This window comes from Ensifer sp. NPDC090286, assembly GCF_044769565.1.
Classification (GTDB): Bacteria; Pseudomonadota; Alphaproteobacteria; order Rhizobiales; family Rhizobiaceae; genus Ensifer.
This window is the reverse complement of record NZ_JBIVYF010000002.1, coordinates 713,715-734,522: the sequence shown is the minus strand read 5'-3', so window position 1 is coordinate 734,522 and position 20,808 is coordinate 713,715. Positions and strand designations below refer to the sequence as shown.

The window sequence follows — 20,808 nt, the reverse complement described above, 5'->3', positions numbered from 1 at the left end:
GCCGGTTTTTGGATGCGGTTTTCATGCCCAACGCCGTGCCATGTGCTATTGGGCTGCCCAAGTTAGCACCTCCCCTCCCGAGAGGCTCCATGTCGAAGGCCCGCGCCTACATCAAGCGTTTCGTTCCCTCGCTCGTTCCGATCAGCCATCTGGAGCGCCTGCGCGCGTCTTTGGGCGCGCTTCTTGGCATCCTGCTTACCGGCTTGATCAGCACCTATGCTCTGGGCGCCGGCGCCAGCCTGCCGCTGTTGATCGCACCGATGGGCGCCTCGGCCGTGCTTCTCTTTGCCGCCCCGGCAAGCCCGCTCGCCCAGCCCTGGTCGATCGTCGGCGGCAACACAGTCTCCTCGTTGATCGGCGTGACCGCGGCGTTGCTGATCCCGGATCCGGTCATTGCTGCCGCAGTCGCCGTCGGCCTTGCCATCGCGACCATGCTGCTGCTCGGCTGCCTTCATCCGCCGAGCGGGGCGGTTGCGCTGACCGCCGTACTCGGGGGCCCCGCGATCCATGAGGCCGGCTACTGGTTCGTCCTCTCGCCGGTCGCCATCAATTCGGTCGTCATTCTCCTGATCGCGCTGGCGTTCAACAACGTGACCGGCCGACGCTACCCGCATCTCGCGCAGGCGCCGACGCTGCATGGAACGAGCGACCCCGCGCCGACGCACAGGCTCGGCATCGTTCCCGAAGACCTGCAGGCCGTCCTCGCCCAATATGGCGAAGTGGTCGACGTCAGCCCGGACGAACTCGACGCGCTGATCCATCAGGCGCAGATCCGCGCCTTCAACCGCCGCTCCGGCGAAATCACCTGCGCCGAGATCATGTCGCGCGACGTCGCCACGGCCACGCCGGAGACGACCCTGCGCCAGGCCTGGCAGACCCTGATCAAGCATCACATCAAGGCGCTGCCGGTCGTGACCGAAAAGGACGGACTTGTCGGCATCGTCACGCAAACCGATTTCATGAAGCACGCGATGGTCACGCCGCAGGGCGGCATCCGCCAGCGGCTCGGAAACGTCATCGGTTTCGGCCCGAAAACACCGCGGCTCGTGTCCGACATCATGACCCGCAAGGTGCAATCGGCCTTGCCCGAAACCATGATCGCCAAACTCGTGCCGCCGATGTCCGACATGGGGCTACACCATATGCCGGTGGTCGATCCGGACAACCGGCTGCTCGGCGTCGTGACCCAATCGGACCTCATCGCCGCCCTCTTCCAACGCCGCCTCGAGCGGGGCGAAGAGCGCGACGTCGCTTAAGCAGCAGGGCCGGCCTGAAAATCCTTCGCCGGCACAGCGGCCGGTAACACGAACCGGCTGCGCGAACTTTGCACGACCTGCCTTCGGCAATACTGCCCTATCGACCCAAGGCACGTCGTCGTTTCCAACAAAATTCATTCGATTGACTTAATCAATAGAATGATGTAATTTCAGCATGTCATGAAAAAAGAAACCTCGCCCCGCCCGACGAAGCAGGACCGCGGAGATGCCACCCGCGAGAAACTGCTGACCAGTTCCATCGACGTCTTCGGCCGCTATGGCTTCGACGGCGCCACCACCCGCATGCTCGCCGAAACGGCCGGCGTGAACCTCCAGGCGATCCCTTACTATTTCGGCGGCAAGGAAGGCCTCTATATCGCCGCTGCCGAGCACCTTGCCTCGATCATCATCGACCACGTCGCGGACCTTCGAAACGCGGTTCTTGCCCGCCTTGCCCATCTCGACAGCGAGGGCCAGCCGCTCGAAGCCCACGAAGCCCGCGACATGCTCAGCCAATTGGCGCAGCACATGGTCGCCCTCTTCGTCAGCCGTCAGTCCGAAAGCTGGGCGCGCTTCATCATCCGCGAGCAGATGGAGCCGACGGAAGCCTTCGAGCGCGTCTATGCCAACGTCATGGGCCCGATGATCGGCATGGCCGGCCGGCTGGTTGCCACCATCCTTGGCGACGCGCCGCAATCGGAACAGGTCCGGCTGAAGACCCTATCCTTCGTCGGCAGCATCCTCGTCTTCCGCATGGCCCACGCAGCCGTTCTTCGGCAAATGAAATGGCAGGCGGTCGGCCCCGACGAGCTCGACCTCTTGCGCCGGCATGCCGCCGAACTGGTCGCGGCCATTGAAAGCAAGCGGGAGGACCGGTCATGAACAAGCCAGCAATAGCGCTGATCGTGATCGCCGGCGCCGCGGCCGGCGCCTGGTGGTTCGACGTTCCCGAGCGGCTCGGCTGGATCGGCAAGGAGCAGACCTCGGTGCTCTACGGCAACGTCGACATCCGACAGGTTTCGCTTGGCTTCCGCGTCAGCGGCCGCATCGCAAGCCTTGGCGTCGACGAGGGCGACACGGTCAAGCCCGGAGACGTTCTGGCGACGCTGGACGCCGTCCCGTTCGAGCAGGCGGTCGCCGCGGCGCAGGCCGATCTCGACGCGCTCAGAGCCAACCTTGCAAAACTGAGGGCGGGCGCACGCCCGACCGAAATCGCCCAGGCGCGCGCCACCCATGAGGAGCGCCTGGCCGATCTCGAAAACGCCGATCTCGCCTATGAGCGTGCCCGGCAATTGCGCCCGAACGGCACCATCTCCCAGGCCAATCTCGACGAGGCGAGCGCCAACAGGGCTGCGGCCGCTGCGCGCGCGACCTCCGCCCGCGAGGCTCTGGCGCTGATCGAAGAGGGAAGCCGGATCGAGGATATCGAAGCGGCCCAAGCGCAGGTGCTTGCCGCCGAAGCCAAGCTCGAAATCGCCCGCACCTCGCTTGCCGATACCCAGCTGTTTGCGCCGAGCGCCGGCACGGTCCTGTCGCGGGTGCGTGAAGCCGGCGCCATCGTCGCGCCCTCCGACACCGTCTACGTCGTTTCGCTGAACGAGCCTGTCTGGGTTCGCGCCTATGTGGCGGAACCGGACCTTGGCCGCGTGCATCCCGGCATGGCCGTCGAGGTTACCTCCGACAGTGCTCCGGATCACCGCTATAAGGCGACGGTCGGCTTCATCTCGCCGGTCGCCGAATTCACGCCCAAATCGGTGGAAACACCGGAACTGCGCACCGATCTCGTCTACCGCCTGCGCATCGTGGTCGACAAGCCGGGGGCCGATCTGCGGCAGGGCATGCCGGTGACCGTGCATCTGCCGGAAAAGGCTGGAGCGGCGCAATGAGCGACGAGGCGCCGTTCGTTCGCATCGCCGATGTGGTCAAGCGTTTTGGCCATGCTCCGCCAGCGCTCGACCATATCGCCGGCGAGATCCTCGGCGGGCGGATTACCGGGCTCGTCGGCCCTGACGGTGCCGGAAAGACCACACTGATCCGGCTGATGACCGGGCTGATGGTGCCAGACGAAGGCAAGGTCGAAGTCCTCGGTTTTGACACGGTGACGAATGCCGCCGATATCCAGGCGGCCATCGGCTACATGCCACAGCGCTTCGGCCTTTATGAGGACCTTTCCGTTCAGGAAAACCTCAATCTCTACGCCGACCTGCGCGGCCTGCCGCTTGGCGAGCGTGCAGCGACCTTCGACGAACTGCTCGAATTCACCGACCTCAAGCGCTTCACCGCGCGCCTTGCCGGCAAGCTCTCCGGCGGCATGAAGCAGAAGCTTGGCCTTGCCTGCGCCCTACTGCGCAAGCCGAGGCTGCTGCTGCTCGACGAACCGGGCGTCGGCGTCGACCCGATCTCGCGCCGCGATCTCTGGAAGATGGTCGAGAACCTGACGAAGGAAGGCATCGGCGTCGTCTGGTCCACGGCCTATCTGGACGAGGCGGAGGCCTGCGACAGCGTTCTGCTCTTGAACGAGGGCAAGCTCCTGTTCACGGGCAGTCCCGCCGAACTGACCGCCAGGGTCGCCGATCGCGTCTTCAAGGTTTCCGGCATCACGCATGGGCGGCGCCAGAAGCTCGCAAGCTATCTCGACGGCGACGATGTCGTCGACGGCGTCATCCAGGGCGAAGCGATCCGTCTGGTCATGAAGCCCGGGACCAAGCCGCCGGCCCCGGACGAACAGTCCTCCGCAGCGGGCGTTGCGGCCACCACGCCACGTTTCGAGGATGCCTTCATCGACATGCTCGGCGGTGGCCCCGGCGGCCGCTCGAAGCTCGCGGAAACCCAGACACCTTTCCCGACCGACAACGGGCGCCCGGTCATCGAAGCGCGCGGACTGACGAAGCGCTTCGGCGATTTCACTGCCGCCGACGCAATCACCTTCGACATACCACGCGGCCAGATCTTCGGGCTCTTGGGTCCGAACGGGGCCGGCAAATCCACGACCTTCAAGATGCTGTGCGGGCTGTTGAAGCCCACGGCCGGCGAGGGCCGCGTCGCCGGTTTCGATTTGCGGCGGGACGCCGCCGAGGCGCGCAACCGGCTGGGCTACATGGCGCAGAAATTCTCGCTCTACGGCGATTTGAGTGTCGGCCAGAACCTGAGCTTCTTTGCCGGCGTCTACGGGTTATCCGGCGCGCGCAAACGCGAGCGCATCCGGTTGATGACGGAAATCTTCGGCTTCGCCCGCCTGCTCGACATGTCGGCGAAGGATCTGCCGCTCGGCCTCAAGCAGCGACTGGCGCTCGCCTGCGCCGTGCTGCACGAACCGGAAGCGCTGTTTCTCGACGAACCGACCTCCGGCGTCGATCCCATCACCCGGCGGGAGTTCTGGACCCATATCAACGGCCTCGTCGAGAAAGGCGTGACCGTCCTCGTCACCACCCACTTCATGGACGAGGCCGAATATTGCGACCGCATTTCGCTGATTTATCGCGGCCGGTCGATCGCACTGGGCTCACCGGACGAATTGAAGGCGCAGGTCGCCAGCCCCGAGCTTCCGGACCCAACGATGGAGGATGCCTTCATCGCCCTGGTTCAGGGCTCGGAGGAGAAGGAGGCGGCATGAGCGCGCGCGCCACAACGACCGAGGGCCGGGCCACGAGAGCCAGACGCTTTGCCGCGCTGGTGCGCAAGGAAAGTTATCAGATCGTTCGCGACCCGAGCAGTATCCTGATCGCCTTCGTGCTGCCGATGATCCTTCTGTTTCTCTTCGGCTACGGCGTTTCGCTCGACACGACGCAGACCCGCATCGGCCTCGTCGTCGAGGAAGAAGCGCCGTTGACCCGCGATCTCGCTGCGGGATTTCAGGCCTCGCGTTATTTCACGGTGGCGGTCGGTCGGGACCGCCGCGAATTCGAGGAAGACCTGGTGCTTGGCCGGGTGCGCGGCATCGTTGTAATCCCCAAGAGCTTCGTCGCCGACTACGCGGCCGGGCGCCACCCCGCCTTGCAGGTGCTCGTCGATGGCTCCGATCCCAACACCGCAAACTTCGTCCAGAACTATGCGCAGGCGACCGTCGCCAACTGGGAGCGCCAGCGGCTGAGCGACGGCGCCGGCCGGCCGCCGGCGATCTCCGCCGAACAGCGTTTCTGGTTCAATCCGGAGCTCACCAGCCGGAACTTCCTGGTACCGGGCTCGATCGCCATCGTCATGACGCTGGTCGGGACGCTGCTCACCTCCCTCGTCGTTGCGCGCGAATGGGAGCGCGGAACGATGGAGGCGATGATGGCAACGCCGGTTTCGGCAGCCGAGCTCCTTGCCGGCAAACTGCTCCCCTATTTTATTCTCGGGCTCACCTCGATGACGCTCTGCGTACTGCTTGCCGTCTTCCTCTTCGGTGTCCCCTTTCGCGGCTCCGTCGCAGCGCTCTATGCACTGTCGGCGACCTTTCTCATGCCGGCGCTCGGTCAGGGCCTGCTGATTTCGGCGGCGACCAAGAACCAGTTCCTCGCCTCGCAGCTCGCGTTGATTTCGGCGTTTCTTCCGGCCTTCCTGCTCTCGGGTTTCCTCTTCGAGATCAATTCCATGCCGACGGTCATCCAGTGGATCACCTTCATCGTGCCGGCGCGCTATCTGATCCCGAGCCTGCAGACGGTGTTTCTGGCCGGTGATATCTGGCCGATGTTCGGCAAGTCCATTGCCGCCATGCTCCTGATCGGCAGCGTGTTCTTTGCGCTCGCCGCGCGCAGCACCCGCAAGAGGATCGGCTGAGATGTGGTGGACCAGACTGAAAGCCCTGATCGTCAAGGAATTGCTGGCGGTGCTGCGCGACCCCAAGGGGCGCACCGTGCTGATCGTGCCGCCGATCCTGCAGCTTCTGGTGTTTTCCTACGCGGCGACGCTCGAGGTCACCAATGTCGACGTGCTGGTGCTGAACCGCGACAACGGCCACTGGAGCCAGGATCTGATCGAGGGGATCGACGGCTCGCCGACCTTCCGAAGCATCCGCTTCACCGACAGTCCGCAGGAGGTGCGCCTGGCGATCGACACCCAGCAGGTCATTGCGGCGATCGAAATCGGACCCACCTTATCGCGCGACATCGAGGCCGGCCGGCCGGCGGAGGTGCAGGTCATCCTCGACGGCCGCCGCTCCAATGCGTCGCAGATCGTCTCCGGTTATCTCGGCCGCATCGTCGGCGCGCTTGCCGCCGAGACGCCCGCGGGCAAGCGCATGGCGTCGGGGGCGGTCACCGTTGTCGCCCGCAACTGGTTCAATCCGAACCTTACCTATCAGTGGTTCATGGTCCCGAACCTCGTCGCCAGCATCGCGCTGTTGATCGGCCTGATCGTGACCGCGCTGTCGATCGCGCGCGAACGCGAGTTGGGGACGTTCGACCAACTCATGGTCTCGCCGCTTCGAACCCATGAGATCCTGATCGGCAAGCTGATCCCGCCGATGATGATCGGGCTCTTCCACATCACCATCTATATTCTGGCGGCCGTCTTCATCTTCGGGGTGCCGCTGCGCGGCTCGCTGCTGTTGCTCTATGGCAGCGCGGTGTTTTACCTCGCCTCCGTCGTCGGTCTCGGCCTGTTCATTTCGGCCCTGTCGATGACGCAGCAGCAGGCGATCCTCGGCGCATTCCTGTTCATGGTGCCGGCGATGCTGCTTTCGGGGTTTGCCACGCCGATCGAGAACATGCCGTCCTGGCTGCAGCCGATCACCTATGTCAATCCGCTGCGCTACTTCCTCGTGATCGTAAAAGGCGTGTTCCTCAAGGACATTCCGGCGGTCGAGGTGGCGCGACAGACGATCCCGCTGTTTCTGATCGCCATCGTCACCCTCTCGGCCGCCTCCTGGCTTTTCCGTCGCCGGCTGGAGTGATCAATCCTTCAGGAAGCGCGCGATCGTCGCAATCTCATTCTGGCGGATGTCGTGCCCGCCCGAATGCCACTCGGTCTCGGTTGCGGCACTCTGCCCCTGGAAGTAATCCGCGAGCGCCTGGGTCAGCGGCGCCGGGCAGATCGGGTCACGCTCGCCGGCGGTAATGAGGACGCGACGCCCCTTCAGCCCCGCATTGTCCTGCGGGCGAAACGGGATCAAGGGATGCATCAGCACCGCCTTGTCGAAAACACCGCCTTCGATCAGAACGTTGGCAAGAATGTTCGCACCATTGGAATAGCCAAGGCCGATCACCTGTGAAGCCTGATGCTCCGCAGCCAGCGCCTTGACGAAGCCCGCCATCTTCTCGGTGGCGCGGGCAAGGTCCGCCATGTCGTAGACACCCTCGCCGGTACGCTTGAAGAAGCGTGCGGCGCCATATTCCGAAACGTCGCCACGCGGCGAAACGATCGTCGCTTCGGGTAGAAGCTCGGATGCGAAGGTGAAGAACTGATTCTCGTCACCGCCGGTCCCGTGGAACACGAAGAATATCGGCTGGCCGGGCTTTCCGACCTTCAGCTTGTGAACATAGCCATGATCTACCATTTTTGTCTCCTGGAGCAGGCTTCCGAACGGGGTCGATGCCGCGTTCGAACCTGCCTGATTTCAAAGCGTTGGCTTCACGGTTTCGACGAAACCGTGAACCGTTCTGTGCAAGTGCCGGTACCGGAGGCTCGCCGGCGCGGCGAGCCTTCTCTGTCTCGGTCTCCTAGTCGATCTTCTCGAGGTGGCTTTCGAGGATCGGACGCAGGTGCTTGTGCTGCTGCGGCAGCTTCAGCGCCTCGCCGAGATGGGCGAGATCCTCGTCCCGCTCGAAGCCCGGCTCGTTGGTCGCGATCTCGAACAGCACGCCGCCCGGAGTGCGGAAGTAGATCGCCCAGAAGTAATCGCGGTCGATGACCGGCGTCACCTGATAGCCCGTGTCCATCAGCGCCTTGCGCACCTCGAGCTGCTTTTCGCGGTTCTCGACGGCAAAGGCGATGTGGTGCACCGAGCCTGCCCCTTGCGAAGCGCGGCCGATGTTCGGCATCGTTTCGAGGTCGATGACGCGGGCATCGTTGCCGCCGGGCACGATCAGACGGGTGACGCCATCCTTGCGATCGAGTTCTTCGTAGCCCATGAACTTCAAAAGCTCGGCCGTCGCCCCTTCGTCGCGCAGACGCAGGGCTGCGGAATGGAAGCCGCGGATTGCATGGTCCGCCGAAATGCCGCCTTCCGTCCAGGGCGCCCGCCCGTCTTCCTTGACCTCGACGAGTGCGAAGCCGTCGCCGTCAGGACCGGCAAAGTTCAGGCGCTTTTCACCGAAGGTTTCCTCATCCTTGAGACCGGTGACGCCCAGCGTCACCAGCCGCTCCTTCCAGAACCCGAGCGAGCCTTCAGGTACAGAGAAGACGGTGGTTCCGACTTCGCCGGTACCTGCGCGGCCACGCGGCATCTGCGGGAATGGGAAATAGGTCATGACCGTGCCAGGCGTGCCGGCTTCGTCGCCGTAATAGAGGTGATAGACATCGGGCGAGTCGAAGTTGACCGTCTTCTTGACGCGGCGCAGGCCGAGCGACCTGGTGAAGAACAGGTTGTTCTCGCGCGCATCGCCCGCCATCGAGGTGACGTGATGCAGACCCTTGATCTGATTGAGCATTGCCGTGATCCTTTCTCTCCGGCGCCACCGGGCGCTCCGTTGGGTCTTAGATGCGCCTATCCGCTCCTTAGCGAAAGACGGCCGCAACCAAACGCATTGTCAACACGGCGTTGACGACACCAGGAACTCGTCAACAGACACGAATTCCGGAGGCGACTTGTGAGCCCTCGCCGCGATGCTTAAGATCGATCGTCGGCATTTGCCGCGGTAACGCGAGGAGGGGCGCGTATATCTGTGAAACATCGCTTGGTCCTGGCGTTCCTGCTGTTGCCGCTGCTTGCAGCCATGCTGGCATGGAAAGGCTATGCGGTCACGACCGACAGCTATTTGCGCGAGGCAAGCGCGCAGGCGACGACAGCGCTTCGCCTCGCCGTCACCGCGCTCGACGGCCACCTCAACCGATACCAGGCGCTGCCGGCGCTGATTGCGGATCATGACGACGTCCGCGAGCTCGTCACCCGCCCGCGCGACCGGCGGCTAAGGGAGGCCGTCGACAGCTACCTCAAGGACATCAACGGCCTGCTGCAGTCCTCGGACATCTACGTGATCACGCCGGATGGCAACACCATCGCCGCCAGCAACTATGACGGGCCGACGAGCTTCGTCGGGCAAAATTTCAGCTACAGGCCGTATTTCCAGGAAGCGCTTCGCGGGCAGCAATCGCGGTTCTATGCGCTCGGGACGACATCGCTGAAGCGCGGCTACTTTTTCGGCTCCCCGATCCGGGTCGGAAACGAGATCCGCGGCGTCATGGTGTTCAAGGTCGATGTCGAGCGCATCGAAGCCTCCTGGCAGGGCGGTGAGTACAAGATTTTCGTCTCCGACCCGGAAGGCATCATCTTCATGTCCGGCGATCCGGAGTGGCGCTACGCGTCGGTCCTGCCGCTGACGTCGGACCGGCTGGCACGAACCGAAGCCTCCAGGCGCTACGCCGACGCCACCGTGCACGCCCTTCCCGTCTTGGAGCGCGTCTCCTCAGATCGACACTTCCTCACCGTCTCGGCCGGAAGCTCGAGCCGCGAATACCTGATGCTTTCGCAGCGGATGCCCGACGCGGACTGGACCGTGAACGTGCTGGTCGATACGGCATCGGTGCGAACGCAGGCGCTGACGACTGTCATCGCCGCCTTGCTTCTGCTCTGCCTTGCCGGCCTCGGCGTCGCCATCATTTTTCAGCGGCGGGCACGGCTCAACGAGCGCCTGTCGATGCAGGCGGAAGCACAGGCCGAGCTGGAGCGCCGGGTCGACGAACGCACCGCCGACCTCGCGCGCGTCAACGCCCAGATCGAGGAAGAGATCGCCGAGCGGCGGCTGACGGAGAAGCAGCTGCGCCGCACGCAGGCCGACCTGATCCAGGCCGGGAAACTGGCAGGACTCGGGCAGATGTCCGCTGCCCTCTCACACGAATTCAACCAGCCGCTTGCCGCCGCCAAGACCTATGCCGACAGCGCCGCACTGCTGATCGAGCGGGGTCGGTCCGACGAGGCGACCGACAATATCCGCCGCATCTCCGGGCTCGTCGACCGCATGGCGGCAATCAGCAAGCACCTGCGCAATTTCGCCCGCAAACCGAACGAGAAACTCGGGCCCGTTCTCGTCGAGGACGTGGTGCGCGATACGATGGAGATAGTCTCGGTCCGGTTGAAGGCGGCGGCGGCAAGCATCGACATCGATCTCGGCGACGAACCGCTCGTCGTTCGCGCCGGCTCGGTGCGCCTGCAGCAGGTGCTCGTCAACATCATTTCCAATGCCGCCGATGCTGTCGAAGGGCTCGATGACCGCACCATCCGCCTGCGGGCGCGACGGGAAGACGGCAAAGTCGTGCTGACTGTCCGCGACCCGGGACCGGGCATTGCCCCGGCGATTGCCGAGCGCATCTTCGACCCGTTCTTTTCCACAAAGGGCGTGGGCAAGGGGCTGGGCCTTGGCCTTTCGATTTCCTATAACATTATCAAGGATTTCGGCGGAAGCCTGATCGCCACCAACCCTGCGGGCGGCGGCGCCGAGTTCCGCATCGAACTCGCTGCCGAAAACAGCAATGCCCGGGAGGCCGCTGAATGATCGAGAGCCGGATCCTGCTCGTCGACGACGAAGAGGATGTGCGCCATTCGAGCGCCCAGGCGCTGGAACTCGCCGGTTTCCGCGTCGACGCCTTTTCGGCCGCCGAACACGCGCTCGAATTCATCAGCTACAGCTTTCCGGGCGTCGTCATCAGCGATATCCGAATGCCGGGCATGGACGGCATGACGCTCCTGCAGCGCATCCGCGAGATCGATGCGGAAGTGCCGGTCATTCTCATCACTGGCCATGGCGATGTGCAGCTTGCCGTTCGCGCCATGCGCGAAGGCGCCTATGATTTTGTCGAGAAGCCCTTTGCAGCCCAGATGCTCGCCGGCACGATCCGCCGGGCGCTGGACTGGCGCGCGCTCGTTCTCGAGAACCGGCGGCTGAAGGCGGTTGCCGGCAAGCGCGACGACATCGAGCAACGGCTGCCCGGGCGAAGCCAGGTCATGGTCGACCTGCGCTACCGTATCCGCGCACTGGGCGCGGCCGATGCCGATACCTTGATTATCGGCGACACCGGCGTCGGCAAGGAGGTGCTGGCCCGCACGCTGCATGACCTCAGCACCCGCGCCAACAGCCCGTTCATTGCCATCAATTGCGCCGCATTGCCGGAAAACCTGATCGAAAGCGAACTCTTCGGCCATGAGCCCGGCGCTTTCCCGGGCGCCATCCGTCCGCGTTACGGCAAGTTCGAACATGGTCGCGGCGGCACGATCCTGCTCGACGAGATCGGCTCGATGCCCTTCGACCTGCAGGCAAAGTTTCTGCGCGTGCTGCAGGAACGAGTCATCACGCGGCTCGGATCGAACGAGCAGGTGCCGCTCGACGTGCGCTTCATCGCCACCAGCAAGGTCGATCTCGAAAAGGAAGTGGCGGCCGGACGCTTCCGGGCGGACCTCCTCTATCGCCTCAACGTCGCAACGCTCCGCGTCCCCTCGCTTGCGCAAAGGCGCGCCGACATTCCGCTGCTCTTCCTGCAACTGATCAGGGAGTCAGCTGCACGTTACGGCCGGGATGAGGTGGAAATTTCCCAGTCGATGCTGGCCGAAATCGCCGAGCGGGACTGGCCGGGCAATGTGCGCGAGTTGCGCAATGCCGCCGAGCGGCTGGTGCTCGGGCTCGATGCGGCCCCCGACGACAGCGCACGATCGGAGAACGGCAACCGTCTTGCCGACAAGGTGGCAGCCTATGAAAAGGGTCTCATCGCCAGCGCCATCGCCGCCCATGGCGGCGCGCTGAAGCCGGTCTACGAGACCCTCGGGATCTCGCGCAAGACCCTCTACGAGAAGATGCAGAAGTTCGGGCTCGACAAGAAACTGGTCGCCGCCGACTTTTCTGCGGACGGCGAGCATTGACCCGGCCCGGCGCCTAACGCGACGCCCTTGACCGGCGCCTCGCCGGTCGGATCGGTACATCGGCTCGATGCGCCGAGCGGTAACGCCCGCGCACCGAAACCGCCGCTTTATTCTGCGACGGCAGCCGCGACGAATTCGACCTTGATGCAATCAGGGTCTTCGATGAAAAAGCGACCTCCGATCATGGCGCATATGGCAAGCCGCAAGGTGAGGGCGCAGCGGGCAGACGCAGGCAACAAAAAAGGGGACGCGATCGCTCGCGTCCCCGGCAATGGTCACGGCGCCCGGCTCAGACGTTGAAGGCAGCGCCAATCAGCGTCTTGGTATAGGGCTGCTTCGGCGCCTCGAAGATCGCGTCGGTCTCGCCTTCTTCGACGATCTTGCCGTTCTTCATGACGATCACGTAGTCCGACATCGCCTTCACCACCGAAAGGTCGTGGCTGATGAAGATGTAGGACAGCCCGTGTGAGCGCTGCAGGTCGCGCAACAGTTCGATCACCTGGCCCTGGACCGAACGGTCGAGCGCCGAGGTCGGCTCGTCGAGGATGACGACCTTCGGCTTCAGGATCATGGCGCGGGCAATGGCGATGCGCTGGCGCTGGCCGCCCGAGAACTCGTGCGGGTAGCGGTTGCGGGATGCGGGATCGAGCCCCACTTCCTTCAACGCTTCCGACGCCCGGCGGTCGCGGTCGGCACGGGTGAGCTCGGGCTCGTGCACGTGTAGCCCCTCGGTGATGATTTCGCCGACGGTGCGCCGTGGCGAGAGTGAGCCGTAGGGATCCTGGAAGACGAGCTGCAGGGTGCGCCGCAGCGGCCGCATCTGGCCACGGTCGAAGCCGGAAATATCCATCGTGCCGAAGCGGTAGTGACCGCTGCTCGGCAGGAGCCTCAGGAGCGCCCGGCCGAGCGTCGACTTGCCGGAACCGGACTCGCCGACGACGCCGATCGTCTGCCCTTCCTTCAGGCGCAGATTGACGCTGTCGACCGCGCGGAAGACGGACTTGCCGCCACGGAAGAGACCGCCGCCGATCTGGTAGTCGACGGAGACGTCTCGGCCTTCCAGGATGATCGGCGCGCTGTCGGGCGGAGATGCCTTGCGGCCGCTCGGCTCGGCAGCCAGCAGCATCTTCGTATAGTCGGCCTGCGGCCGCTCGAAGATGTCGGCCGTCGTGCCCTGTTCGACCACTTCGCCACGGCGCATCACGGCCACGCGGTCCGCAAAGTGCTTGACGATGCCGAGGTCGTGGGTGATCAGCACGATCGCCATGCCGAAGCGCTGCTGCAGCGACTTCAGGAGATCGAGGATCTGCGCCTGGATCGTCACGTCGAGCGCCGTCGTCGGTTCGTCGGCAATCAGCAGATCCGGCTCGTTGGCGAGCGCCATGGCGATCATCACGCGCTGGCGCTGGCCGCCCGAAAGCTCGTGCGGGTAGCTGTCGATACGGCGTCCCGGCTCGGGGATGCCAACGAGCTCCAGCAGTTCGAGCACCCGCGCCCGCGCCTGCTTGAACGAGCCGCCCCGGTGATGGACGATCGGCTCGGCGATCTGGCGACCGATCGGGTAGAGCGGGTCGAGCGAGGTCATCGGCTCCTGGAAGATCATGGTGACCTTCGCGCCGCGCACCTGGTTGAGCGCCTTCGGCGGCAGGCCGACGAGCTCCTGCCCGCGGTAGCGGGCCGAGCCGGTCACGGTGCCGTTCTTGGCGAGCAGTCCCATGATGCCCATCATCGTCTGGCTCTTGCCGGAGCCGGACTCGCCGACGACGGCAAGCGTTTCGCCGGTGCGCACATCGAGGTCGATGCCCTTGACCGCCTCGACGGTGCCATCGGGCGTCGAGAAGTTCACCTTGAGGCCGCGAACGGCCAGGATGGTTTCCTTGGTATCAGCCATGTCAGCGATCCTTCGGGTCGAGCGCGTCGCGCAGGCCGTCGCCGACGAAGTTCAGCGAGAACAGCGTCAGGACGAAGAAGATGGCCGGGAAGATCAGAAGCCATGGCGCCGACTGGATGTTGTTTGCCCCTTCCGAGATCAGCGCACCCCAGCTCGTCAGCGGCGCCTGAACGCCGAGGCCGAGGAAGGAGAGGAAGCTCTCGAGCAGGATCACCTTGGGCACGACGACGGTCACGAAAACGATGACCGGGCCGATCGTGTTGGGGATGATGTGCCGGCGGATGATTTGCCAGTCCGTCAGGCCAAGCGCCTGCGCGGCACCCACGAATTCTCGACGTTTCAGCGCCAATGTCTGGCCGCGCACGATACGGGCCATGTCGAGCCATTCCACCGCCCCGATCACCAGGAAGATCAGGATGAACGAGCGGCCGAAGAACACGACGAGCACGACGACGAGAAAGACGAAGGGCAGAGAATACATGATCTCCACCAGACGCATCATGACGTTATCGACGCGGCCGCCTATGTAGCCCGATGTCGCGCCGTAGACGACGCCGATGCCGAGCGACACGAGGCTCGCGAGCAGGCCGACGGCGATCGAGATCTGGCCGCCGAGCATGACGCGAACGAGCAGGTCGCGGCCGTTGGAATCCGTGCCGAAGGGGAAATATTCCCGATCGACCTGGCCGGTCACCTTCAGTGTCTTGCCGTCGTTTTCCGATGCCACCACCTGGGTATCGCGGAATTCGTTGGCGCGGTCGAAGTAGCGCGTGGCACGGGAATCGATCGGCTGTTCGGAGGTAATCGTCGCGGTGAAGGTTTCACCCTCGAGATTGAACTCCTTCAGCGTGACACGTGCCCGGGTGGCGACACCTTCCATCACGTCTTGAAGCGTCGACGTATCCGGCCGCGGCTCGAGGCTCGGGCTGATCGAGACGTAGGACGGGAACACCTGATCGTAGGTGTGCGGAACGAAGAACGGACCGAGGAACGAGAACAGCGCGATCAGCGCCAGCATGAAGCAGCCGGCCATGGCGGCGCGGTTGCGCTTGAAGCGCATCGCGGCGAGCTGGAAGAGGCTGCGCCCCTTCGTTTCCGGCGTCGCCGCCGGGGTCTGGGCGATATCAGTCATGGCGAACCCTCGGATCGAGCAGGCCGTAGAGAATGTCGACCAGGAGATTGAAGACGATGACGAAGATGGCGACGAGAATTACCGTGCCCATCACCAGCGTGTAGTCGCGGTTGATAGCGCCGAGGACGAAGTAGCGGCCGACGCCCGGGATGGTGAAGATCGTCTCGACGACGGCCGAGCCGGTCAGAAGCGCCGCGGCGCAGGGCGCCAGATAGGAGACGACCGGCAACATCGCACCACGCATGGCGTGGGTGACGACAACCGTTCGGGATGGCAGGCCATAGGCCTTGGCCGTTCGGATATGGTCGGTGTGCAGCGCCTCGATCATCGAGCCGCGCGTCAAACGCGCGAAAACTGCAAGCTGCGGCAGCGCCAGCGCGATCATCGGCAGGATCAGGAAGCGCAACGATCCATCACCCCAGCCACCGGCTGGCAACCACGCGAGCACGATTGCAAAGACCAGCGTCAGCACCGGGCCGACGACGAAATTGGGCACGGTGACCCCTATCGTCGAAAACGACATGATGGTGAAATCAAGCACGCTGTTTTGCCGAAGCGCGGCGATCGTTCCGGCGGTAACGCCGCCGATCAGCGCGATCAGCAACGCGTAGAAGCCGAGCTCCATCGAATAGGGCAGACCCTTGCCGATCAGTTCAGCGACGTTGTTGTCCTTGTAGACATAACTCGGCCCGAAGTCGCCGGTCACCGCATTGCTGAGATAGTGCGTGTATTGGCGCCAAAGAGGCTGGTCGAGCTGGTACGTCTTCATCAGGTTCGCCATCGTTTGTGGCGGAAGAGGACGCTCGAGATTGAAGGGACCACCAGGGGCGAACCGCATCAAGAAAAACGAAATGGTGACGACGATAAACAAGGTCGGCACCGCACTCGCCAATCGGCGAAGGATGAAGGAAATCATGGACGTACTCCGGAGGCGACGCGCGGCCTTCCGACCGCGCGTCGTCTCTGTTCGTTATTCGGCGATGCTCAGGAACTTGCTGAGGTGCTCGTTCGGAGCATTGTCCGCCCAGCCCTTGACGCGGCTGGCAACCAGCCACAGGTCGGCCTGGGTCAGAAGCGGAGCGATCGGCTGTTCCTTCATCAGCAGCGCTTCGGCGTCATGCATCAGCTTGGAGCGGGCTGCCGGGTCCTGCTCGTCGTAGGACTTCTTCATCAGGCCGTCGAATTCAGCGTTTTCGAAGTGGCCGTAGTTGAAGGTCTTGTTGGAGCCGACGCTGAGCGCCAGGAAGTTCTCGGCGTCCGCGTAGTCAGCCTGCCAGCCGGCGCGGGCAACGTTGAACTTGCCGCCTTCCTGCAGGTAGGCGTAGTGCGAGGACACGTCGAGGTTCACCAGCGACACCTTGGCGCCGAAGGTGTTCTTCCACATGTCGGCGACGGCAGTCGCGACGCGCTCGTGGTTCGGGTTGGTGTTGTAGCGCAGCTCGATGTCGAGCGGCTTGCCACCTTCGCCGTAACCGGCTTCCTTCATCAGAGCGATGGCTTTGTCTTCGCGGTCGAGCTGCGACATCGTGCTGAACTCGGCCTTGGACGGCTCGCCATAGCTTTCAATGCCCGGGGGAACCATCGAGTAGGCCGGCAGCTGCGAACCAGCGTAGATTTCCTTGGCAAGGAAGTCGCGGTCTACAGCCATGGAAAGGGCCTGGCGGACGCGGACGTCGCTATAGGGCTCCTGGCGGGTGTCGAAGGCATAGTAGTAGGTCGCGAGCGACGGCGAGACGTGGACCTGCTCGCCGTAGGACGTGCGCAGACGGTCGATCTGGTCAGCCGAGAAGTTATAGACGAGGTCCATTTCCTTGGCTTCGAAGCGGCGAACCGAGGCAGCCTGGTCGTCGATCGGGTAGAAGATGACCTTGTCGAGCTTGACGTTGGCGGCATCCCAGTAGTTGGCGTTCTTGACGACGGTCAGGCTGTCGTTCGGAACGTGGGCCTGCAGCGTGAACGCGCCGTTCGAAACCATGACGCCCGGCTTGACGAAGTCGGCGCCGTTCTTTTCGACGCTTGCCTTGCTGACCGGAAGTGCCGTCTGGTGTGCGAGCAGTTCCAGGAAGAACGGGGTCGGACGCTCAAGCGTGATTTCGACGGTCTTTTCGTCAACGGCCTTTACGCCGAGCTGGTCGGCCGGCAGTTCGCCCTTGTTGACCTTTTCAGCGTTCTTGATCGGGAAGAGAATGTTGGCGTAGCCGGCTGCGGTCTTCGGATCTTCCACGCGGCGGAAGGAGAAGACGAAGTCTTCAGCCGTTACCGGCGAACCGTCCGACCACTTTGCATCGGCGCGCAGCTTGAAGGTGTAGACCGTGCCATCGTCCGAAAGCTCCCACGTCTCAGCAACACCGGGGACGATCTTGGCAGAGGCGTCATAGATCGTCAGGCCTTCATAGAGGTCCTTGAGGATGAACGCTTCGATGTTGATCGAGGTGTGGTGCTGGTCGAGCGTCTGCGGCTCACCTGCGTTGCCGCGATGCAGGACAGCTTCGGCAAGCGCCGGGCTCGCTGTGATAAGCAAAGAGCCGAGTAGCGCAGCAGCGCTCAGGTTGAGTTTCAGTGATGCCATTTTGTTTCTCTCCTTCCCCTTTTTTGGGTTTGTGATCGCAGGAGAGAAGTGCAAATCGTTCGCGAACGCAAGGCGGATTCTGCGACTGTCTGCATCTTTATCTATAGGCAGGGAATCGACCTATCCCATAGGTTGTATTTTGTTTGCGATTCTTTTCATCGTCTTTGCGACGGACATATGACGTGAACAGGGCATTTCTGCGAAATCTACTGCAACGTTTTAGGTCCGCGCTATTTCTCGTTCGGATCGAGCCTCGAATCATCCGCGATGCAAAGTTTGTGAATTTTAGCGGCAGTTTACGTAATCTGCGCAAAGAAAGAGGGGCATTGCCGCAATCTTCTTGCGAGCCGTTCAGCTCCTGTCGACAGACTGTTTCCGACAGCGCATCTACCACTATAGTGCAGAAGACGAAAACAGCGCCCAAGGGTTGCATTCAGACCCATCGGCTCCCCCTCCTCTCAGCCACCACCAGAAAGTGAAAACACTTCACACTGAAGGTGTTGCATCCAGTCCACAGTAAAATCGATTGAAGCGAGTTTCGACCTCTGGCAACCTGCCTTTTGCCCGGTTGTCAAACCACTTCGATGAACTATTGTGCGCCTGACTTCGGTGGGCGCGACCAATTCGCGCGCGCCGTCACGCCGCACGAAAAAGCCGGCCATCGACTTTGCCATCGATGCATTTCGTGCGGTTCATCGGCCGGATTGTTTTTGTGGTGCGCCGCATAGGTTGCACCGAGTATCCAAAGGGAGATAGCGAATGGCATTGATCACATTGCGGCAACTGCTCGACCATGCGGCGGAGAACGACTACGCGCTGCCGGCGTTCAATGTGAACAATCTGGAATACATTCAGGCCGTCATGCGCGCCGCCGATGCGACCGACAGCCCGGTCATCCTCCAGGCAAGCCGTGGCGCCCGCTCCTACGCCGGTGACGCGTTCCTGCGCCACCTCATCCTGGGTGCCGCGGAAGAATATCCGCATATCCCGGTCTGTTTGCATCTCGACCACGGCGACCAGCCGTCGACCTGCATCTCGGCCATCACCAACGGATTCACCTCCGTCATGATGGACGGCTCGCTGGAGAAGGACGGCAAGACCGTTGCCAGCTATGAATACAATGTCGCGGTCACCGCGGAGGTCGTGAAGATCGCGCACGCGGCAGGCGTTTCGGTCGAAGGCGAACTCGGCTGCCTGGGCAACCTTGAAACCGGCGCCGGCGACAAGGAAGACGGCCACGGCTTCGAAGGCAAGCTGTCGCGTGAAGAACTGCTGACCGACCCGGACCAAGCGCTCGACTTCGTCACCAAGACCGGCGTCGACGCGCTGGCCGTCGCGATCGGCACCAGCCACGGCGCCTACAAATTCACCCGCGAGCCCGATGGCGACATCCTGTCGATCGAAACGATCGCCAAGATCAACAAGAAGCTGCCGAACACCCACCTCGTCATGCACGGCTCGTCGTCGGTGCCGAAGGATCTGCAGGATCTCTTCAACACCTATGGCGGCAAGATGAAGCCGACCTGGGGCGTTCCGGTTTCTGAAATCCAGAAGGCGATCCCGCTTGGCGTGCGCAAGGTCAACATCGACACCGACCTGCGTCTCGCCATGACCGGGACGATCCGCAAGAACTTCGCCGAGAACCCGGAGAATTTCGACCCGCGCACCTACCTGAAGCCGGCAACGGCGCTGATGACCGAAGTGTGCCGCGAGCGCTTCGAAGCCTTCCGCACCGCCGGCAAGGCCTCGAAGATCCGCACGCTGCGCCTGCCGGAAATGGCAAAGCGTTACGCGGCTGGCTGATCCGACAGCCCTTCCGCCCCCGATCACAGGGTCGGGGGCAGGTGTCCTGTCGAAGCTCGTAACATTGATCGGCGCGCGGTTTTGTTCAGACCGCGCGCCGATTTCGTTGTCGTTGGACAAAAGCCGAGTGGTCAGCCCACGACTAGAACGTCGGCGGAGTGTTGACCCAGAGAAGCACGGTTTCGCCGTCGTGCCGGTTCGTCCAGGCGTGCCGCCGCTTGCTTTCGAAGTAAAGCGAGTCGCCGACGCCGAGGTCGTAGAACTGGTCGCTGTCGAGAATGAACTCGACACGGCCGGAGAGGACATAGACGAACTCCTCGCCCTCGTGCCCATAGGCGCCTTCGCTGGACGCGCCCGGCTCCAGCACGAAGCGGTGGCAATCCATCTGGTTGCGGCCATCGGCCAAAAGCTGCACCGTGACGCCGGGGGTCGTGCGCGGCCATGTCCGCCATTCGCCGGCTCGAACAACGGCGCGCGCATCCGCCTCCTCTTCACCGGCGAGGCTGGAAACGGTGGTGCCGAAGAATTCAGCGATGTTGTGCAGCACCGCGACCGAGACGCCCTGCGAGGTGCGTTCCAGCGTCGAGAGCACCGAGGCGGCGATGCCGATCTCACCGGCGACCTGCTCCAGCGTCTTGCCGGCGGCGTGCCTGAGGCTGCGCAGCTTGCGCCCGACCTGATTTTCAGGACCGTCGCTCGTTGCCGGTGGGGCGTGGTCGTCGGCAGCCCCTTCGGCGTCCAATGCCTCACGGATCGCGGCCGGATTGAGACCACGCTCGGCCCGGAACCAGGAGATGCGCTTCAGCCGGGCAAGATCGTTCTCGGTATACTGCCGATGTCCCGTCGGCGAGCGCTCGGGCACGACGAGACCCTGCGTCTCCCATAGCCTCAGCGTCGAGGCGGAAACCCCTGCCAGTCGAGCCGCTTCGGCGACCTTGTAGCGCACTGCGCCCATTCCGATTTCCCTTTACCGCCCGGCGGCGCTGCCCGAATCCTTGCAATTCCGGCGTGTCCGCAACCTTAGCCGCCACGATCGAGATCTGACAAGAACGGCGCATCAGCAACCGTGGTGTCTCGATCACCAAATTTGATTTGCAATCGACTGTGAAAGGTGTACCACTTCCACAATAAACTTGCAGAAAAAATGCAATATATTAACTCCAGACGACA

Annotated in this window: 16 protein-coding genes; 9 read left to right on the top strand and 7 right to left on the bottom strand. The window is 63.3% G+C overall.

The annotated features are described in order from the left end of the window. The first annotated feature begins 89 nt into the window (after positions 1-89). The 6 genes from ACIQUG_RS13540 (at position 90) to ACIQUG_RS13515 (ending at position 7,128) form a co-directional block, all read left to right on the top strand. Positions 90-1,256: an HPP family protein gene (locus ACIQUG_RS13540; protein WP_402322241.1), complete on the top strand. Its 1,167-nt coding sequence runs from the start codon at positions 90-92 to the stop codon at positions 1,254-1,256. A 180-nt stretch (positions 1,257-1,436) separates the two neighbouring features. Beyond that, positions 1,437-2,138 carry a CerR family C-terminal domain-containing protein gene (locus ACIQUG_RS13535; protein ID WP_402322238.1) on the top strand — a complete coding sequence of 234 codons (702 nt, stop codon included), beginning with the start codon at positions 1,437-1,439 and terminating at the stop codon, positions 2,136-2,138. Beyond that, positions 2,135-3,142 (top strand): secretion protein HlyD, encoded by a 1,008-nt coding sequence (gene hlyD, locus ACIQUG_RS13530; protein ID WP_402322235.1) that lies wholly within the window; start codon positions 2,135-2,137, stop codon positions 3,140-3,142. Before ACIQUG_RS13535 ends, hlyD begins: the two co-directional genes overlap by 4 nt. After that, entirely contained in the window at positions 3,139-4,869 is a 1,731-nt protein-coding gene (locus ACIQUG_RS13525; RefSeq protein ID WP_402322232.1) for an ATP-binding cassette domain-containing protein, read from the top strand. The genes hlyD and ACIQUG_RS13525 overlap by 4 nt, the downstream gene beginning before the upstream one ends. Next, positions 4,866-6,014, top strand: coding sequence for an ABC transporter permease (locus ACIQUG_RS13520; protein WP_402322229.1), 1,149 nt, complete (start codon positions 4,866-4,868; stop codon positions 6,012-6,014). Before ACIQUG_RS13525 ends, ACIQUG_RS13520 begins: the two co-directional genes overlap by 4 nt. A 1-nt stretch (position 6,015) precedes the next feature. After that, positions 6,016-7,128 carry an ABC transporter permease gene (locus tag ACIQUG_RS13515; RefSeq protein ID WP_402322227.1) on the top strand — a complete coding sequence of 371 codons (1,113 nt, stop codon included), beginning with the start codon at positions 6,016-6,018 and terminating at the stop codon, positions 7,126-7,128. On the opposite strand, the gene ACIQUG_RS13510 is transcribed toward ACIQUG_RS13515, so the two are convergent. Both ACIQUG_RS13510 and ACIQUG_RS13505 read right to left on the bottom strand, forming a co-directional pair. Further along, positions 7,129-7,731 carry an alpha/beta hydrolase gene (locus ACIQUG_RS13510; protein WP_402322224.1) on the bottom strand — a complete coding sequence of 201 codons (603 nt, stop codon included), beginning with the start codon at positions 7,729-7,731 and terminating at the stop codon, positions 7,129-7,131. A 163-nt stretch (positions 7,732-7,894) separates the two neighbouring features. Next, entirely contained in the window at positions 7,895-8,824 is a 930-nt protein-coding gene (locus tag ACIQUG_RS13505) for a VOC family protein (protein WP_402322221.1), read from the bottom strand. A 234-nt stretch (positions 8,825-9,058) separates the two neighbouring features. On the opposite strand from ACIQUG_RS13505, the gene ACIQUG_RS13500 reads away from it, so the two are divergent. Both ACIQUG_RS13500 and ACIQUG_RS13495 read left to right on the top strand, forming a co-directional pair. After that, a complete protein-coding gene (locus tag ACIQUG_RS13500; protein ID WP_402322218.1) occupies positions 9,059-10,885 on the top strand; it encodes an ATP-binding protein in 1,827 nt (608 codons plus the stop codon). Continuing rightward, complete coding sequence (locus tag ACIQUG_RS13495; RefSeq protein ID WP_402322215.1) at positions 10,882-12,243, top strand: sigma-54-dependent transcriptional regulator; 1,362 nt, start codon at positions 10,882-10,884, stop codon at positions 12,241-12,243. Before ACIQUG_RS13500 ends, ACIQUG_RS13495 begins: the two co-directional genes overlap by 4 nt. 289 nt (positions 12,244-12,532) lie before the next feature. Here the strand turns inward: ACIQUG_RS13495 and ACIQUG_RS13490 are convergent, their stop codons facing one another. The 4 genes from ACIQUG_RS13490 to ACIQUG_RS13475 are packed head-to-tail and all read right to left on the bottom strand — an operon-like array spanning position 12,533 to position 17,835. Continuing rightward, on the bottom strand, positions 12,533-14,134 hold the full coding sequence (locus tag ACIQUG_RS13490) for an ABC transporter ATP-binding protein (protein WP_402322212.1): 1,602 nt from the start codon (positions 14,132-14,134) through the stop codon (positions 12,533-12,535). 1 nt (position 14,135) lies between these two features. After that, positions 14,136-15,266: an ABC transporter permease gene (locus ACIQUG_RS13485; protein WP_402322209.1), complete on the bottom strand. Its 1,131-nt coding sequence runs from the start codon at positions 15,264-15,266 to the stop codon at positions 14,136-14,138. After that, positions 15,259-16,182, bottom strand: a complete 924-nt coding sequence (oppB, locus tag ACIQUG_RS13480) for an oligopeptide ABC transporter permease OppB (RefSeq protein WP_034799616.1) — start codon at positions 16,180-16,182, stop codon at positions 15,259-15,261. Before oppB ends, ACIQUG_RS13485 begins: the two co-directional genes overlap by 8 nt. A gap of 54 nt (positions 16,183-16,236) precedes the next feature. Then, a complete protein-coding gene (locus tag ACIQUG_RS13475; RefSeq protein WP_192449736.1) occupies positions 16,237-17,835 on the bottom strand; it encodes a peptide ABC transporter substrate-binding protein in 1,599 nt (532 codons plus the stop codon). 759 nt (positions 17,836-18,594) lie between these two features. On the opposite strand from ACIQUG_RS13475, the gene fba reads away from it, so the two are divergent. Further along, a complete protein-coding gene (gene fba, locus ACIQUG_RS13470) occupies positions 18,595-19,638 on the top strand; it encodes a class II fructose-bisphosphate aldolase (protein ID WP_104665287.1) in 1,044 nt (347 codons plus the stop codon). A gap of 142 nt (positions 19,639-19,780) precedes the next feature. Here fba and ACIQUG_RS13465 read toward each other — a convergent pair whose 3' ends face one another. Beyond that, complete coding sequence (locus tag ACIQUG_RS13465; RefSeq protein WP_402322204.1) at positions 19,781-20,593, bottom strand: MerR family transcriptional regulator; 813 nt, start codon at positions 20,591-20,593, stop codon at positions 19,781-19,783. Between the last annotated feature and the right edge of the window lie 215 nt (positions 20,594-20,808).

Bases quoted from the DNA above. Each gene is read 5' to 3' on its own strand.
- ACIQUG_RS13535 (WP_402322238.1), top strand. From the start codon at position 1,437: ATGAAAAAAGAAACCTCGCCCCGCCCGACGAAGCAGGACCGCGGAGAT.
- ACIQUG_RS13475 (WP_192449736.1), bottom strand. From the start codon at position 17,835: ATGGCATCACTGAAACTCAACCTGAGCGCTGCTGCGCTACTCGGCTCT.
- fba (WP_104665287.1), top strand. From the start codon at position 18,595: ATGGCATTGATCACATTGCGGCAACTGCTCGACCATGCGGCGGAGAAC.
- ACIQUG_RS13520 (WP_402322229.1), top strand. From the start codon at position 4,866: ATGAGCGCGCGCGCCACAACGACCGAGGGCCGGGCCACGAGAGCCAGA.
- ACIQUG_RS13505 (WP_402322221.1), bottom strand. From the start codon at position 8,824: ATGCTCAATCAGATCAAGGGTCTGCATCACGTCACCTCGATGGCGGGC.
- ACIQUG_RS13490 (WP_402322212.1), bottom strand. From the start codon at position 14,134: ATGGCTGATACCAAGGAAACCATCCTGGCCGTTCGCGGCCTCAAGGTG.
- ACIQUG_RS13465 (WP_402322204.1), bottom strand. From the start codon at position 20,593: ATGGGCGCAGTGCGCTACAAGGTCGCCGAAGCGGCTCGACTGGCAGGG.
- ACIQUG_RS13495 (WP_402322215.1), top strand. From the start codon at position 10,882: ATGATCGAGAGCCGGATCCTGCTCGTCGACGACGAAGAGGATGTGCGC.
- ACIQUG_RS13540 (WP_402322241.1), top strand. From the start codon at position 90: ATGTCGAAGGCCCGCGCCTACATCAAGCGTTTCGTTCCCTCGCTCGTT.
- ACIQUG_RS13510 (WP_402322224.1), bottom strand. From the start codon at position 7,731: ATGGTAGATCATGGCTATGTTCACAAGCTGAAGGTCGGAAAGCCCGGC.
- ACIQUG_RS13485 (WP_402322209.1), bottom strand. From the start codon at position 15,266: ATGACTGATATCGCCCAGACCCCGGCGGCGACGCCGGAAACGAAGGGG.
- oppB (WP_034799616.1), bottom strand. From the start codon at position 16,182: ATGATTTCCTTCATCCTTCGCCGATTGGCGAGTGCGGTGCCGACCTTG.
- hlyD (WP_402322235.1), top strand. From the start codon at position 2,135: ATGAACAAGCCAGCAATAGCGCTGATCGTGATCGCCGGCGCCGCGGCC.
- ACIQUG_RS13515 (WP_402322227.1), top strand. From the start codon at position 6,016: ATGTGGTGGACCAGACTGAAAGCCCTGATCGTCAAGGAATTGCTGGCG.
- ACIQUG_RS13525 (WP_402322232.1), top strand. From the start codon at position 3,139: ATGAGCGACGAGGCGCCGTTCGTTCGCATCGCCGATGTGGTCAAGCGT.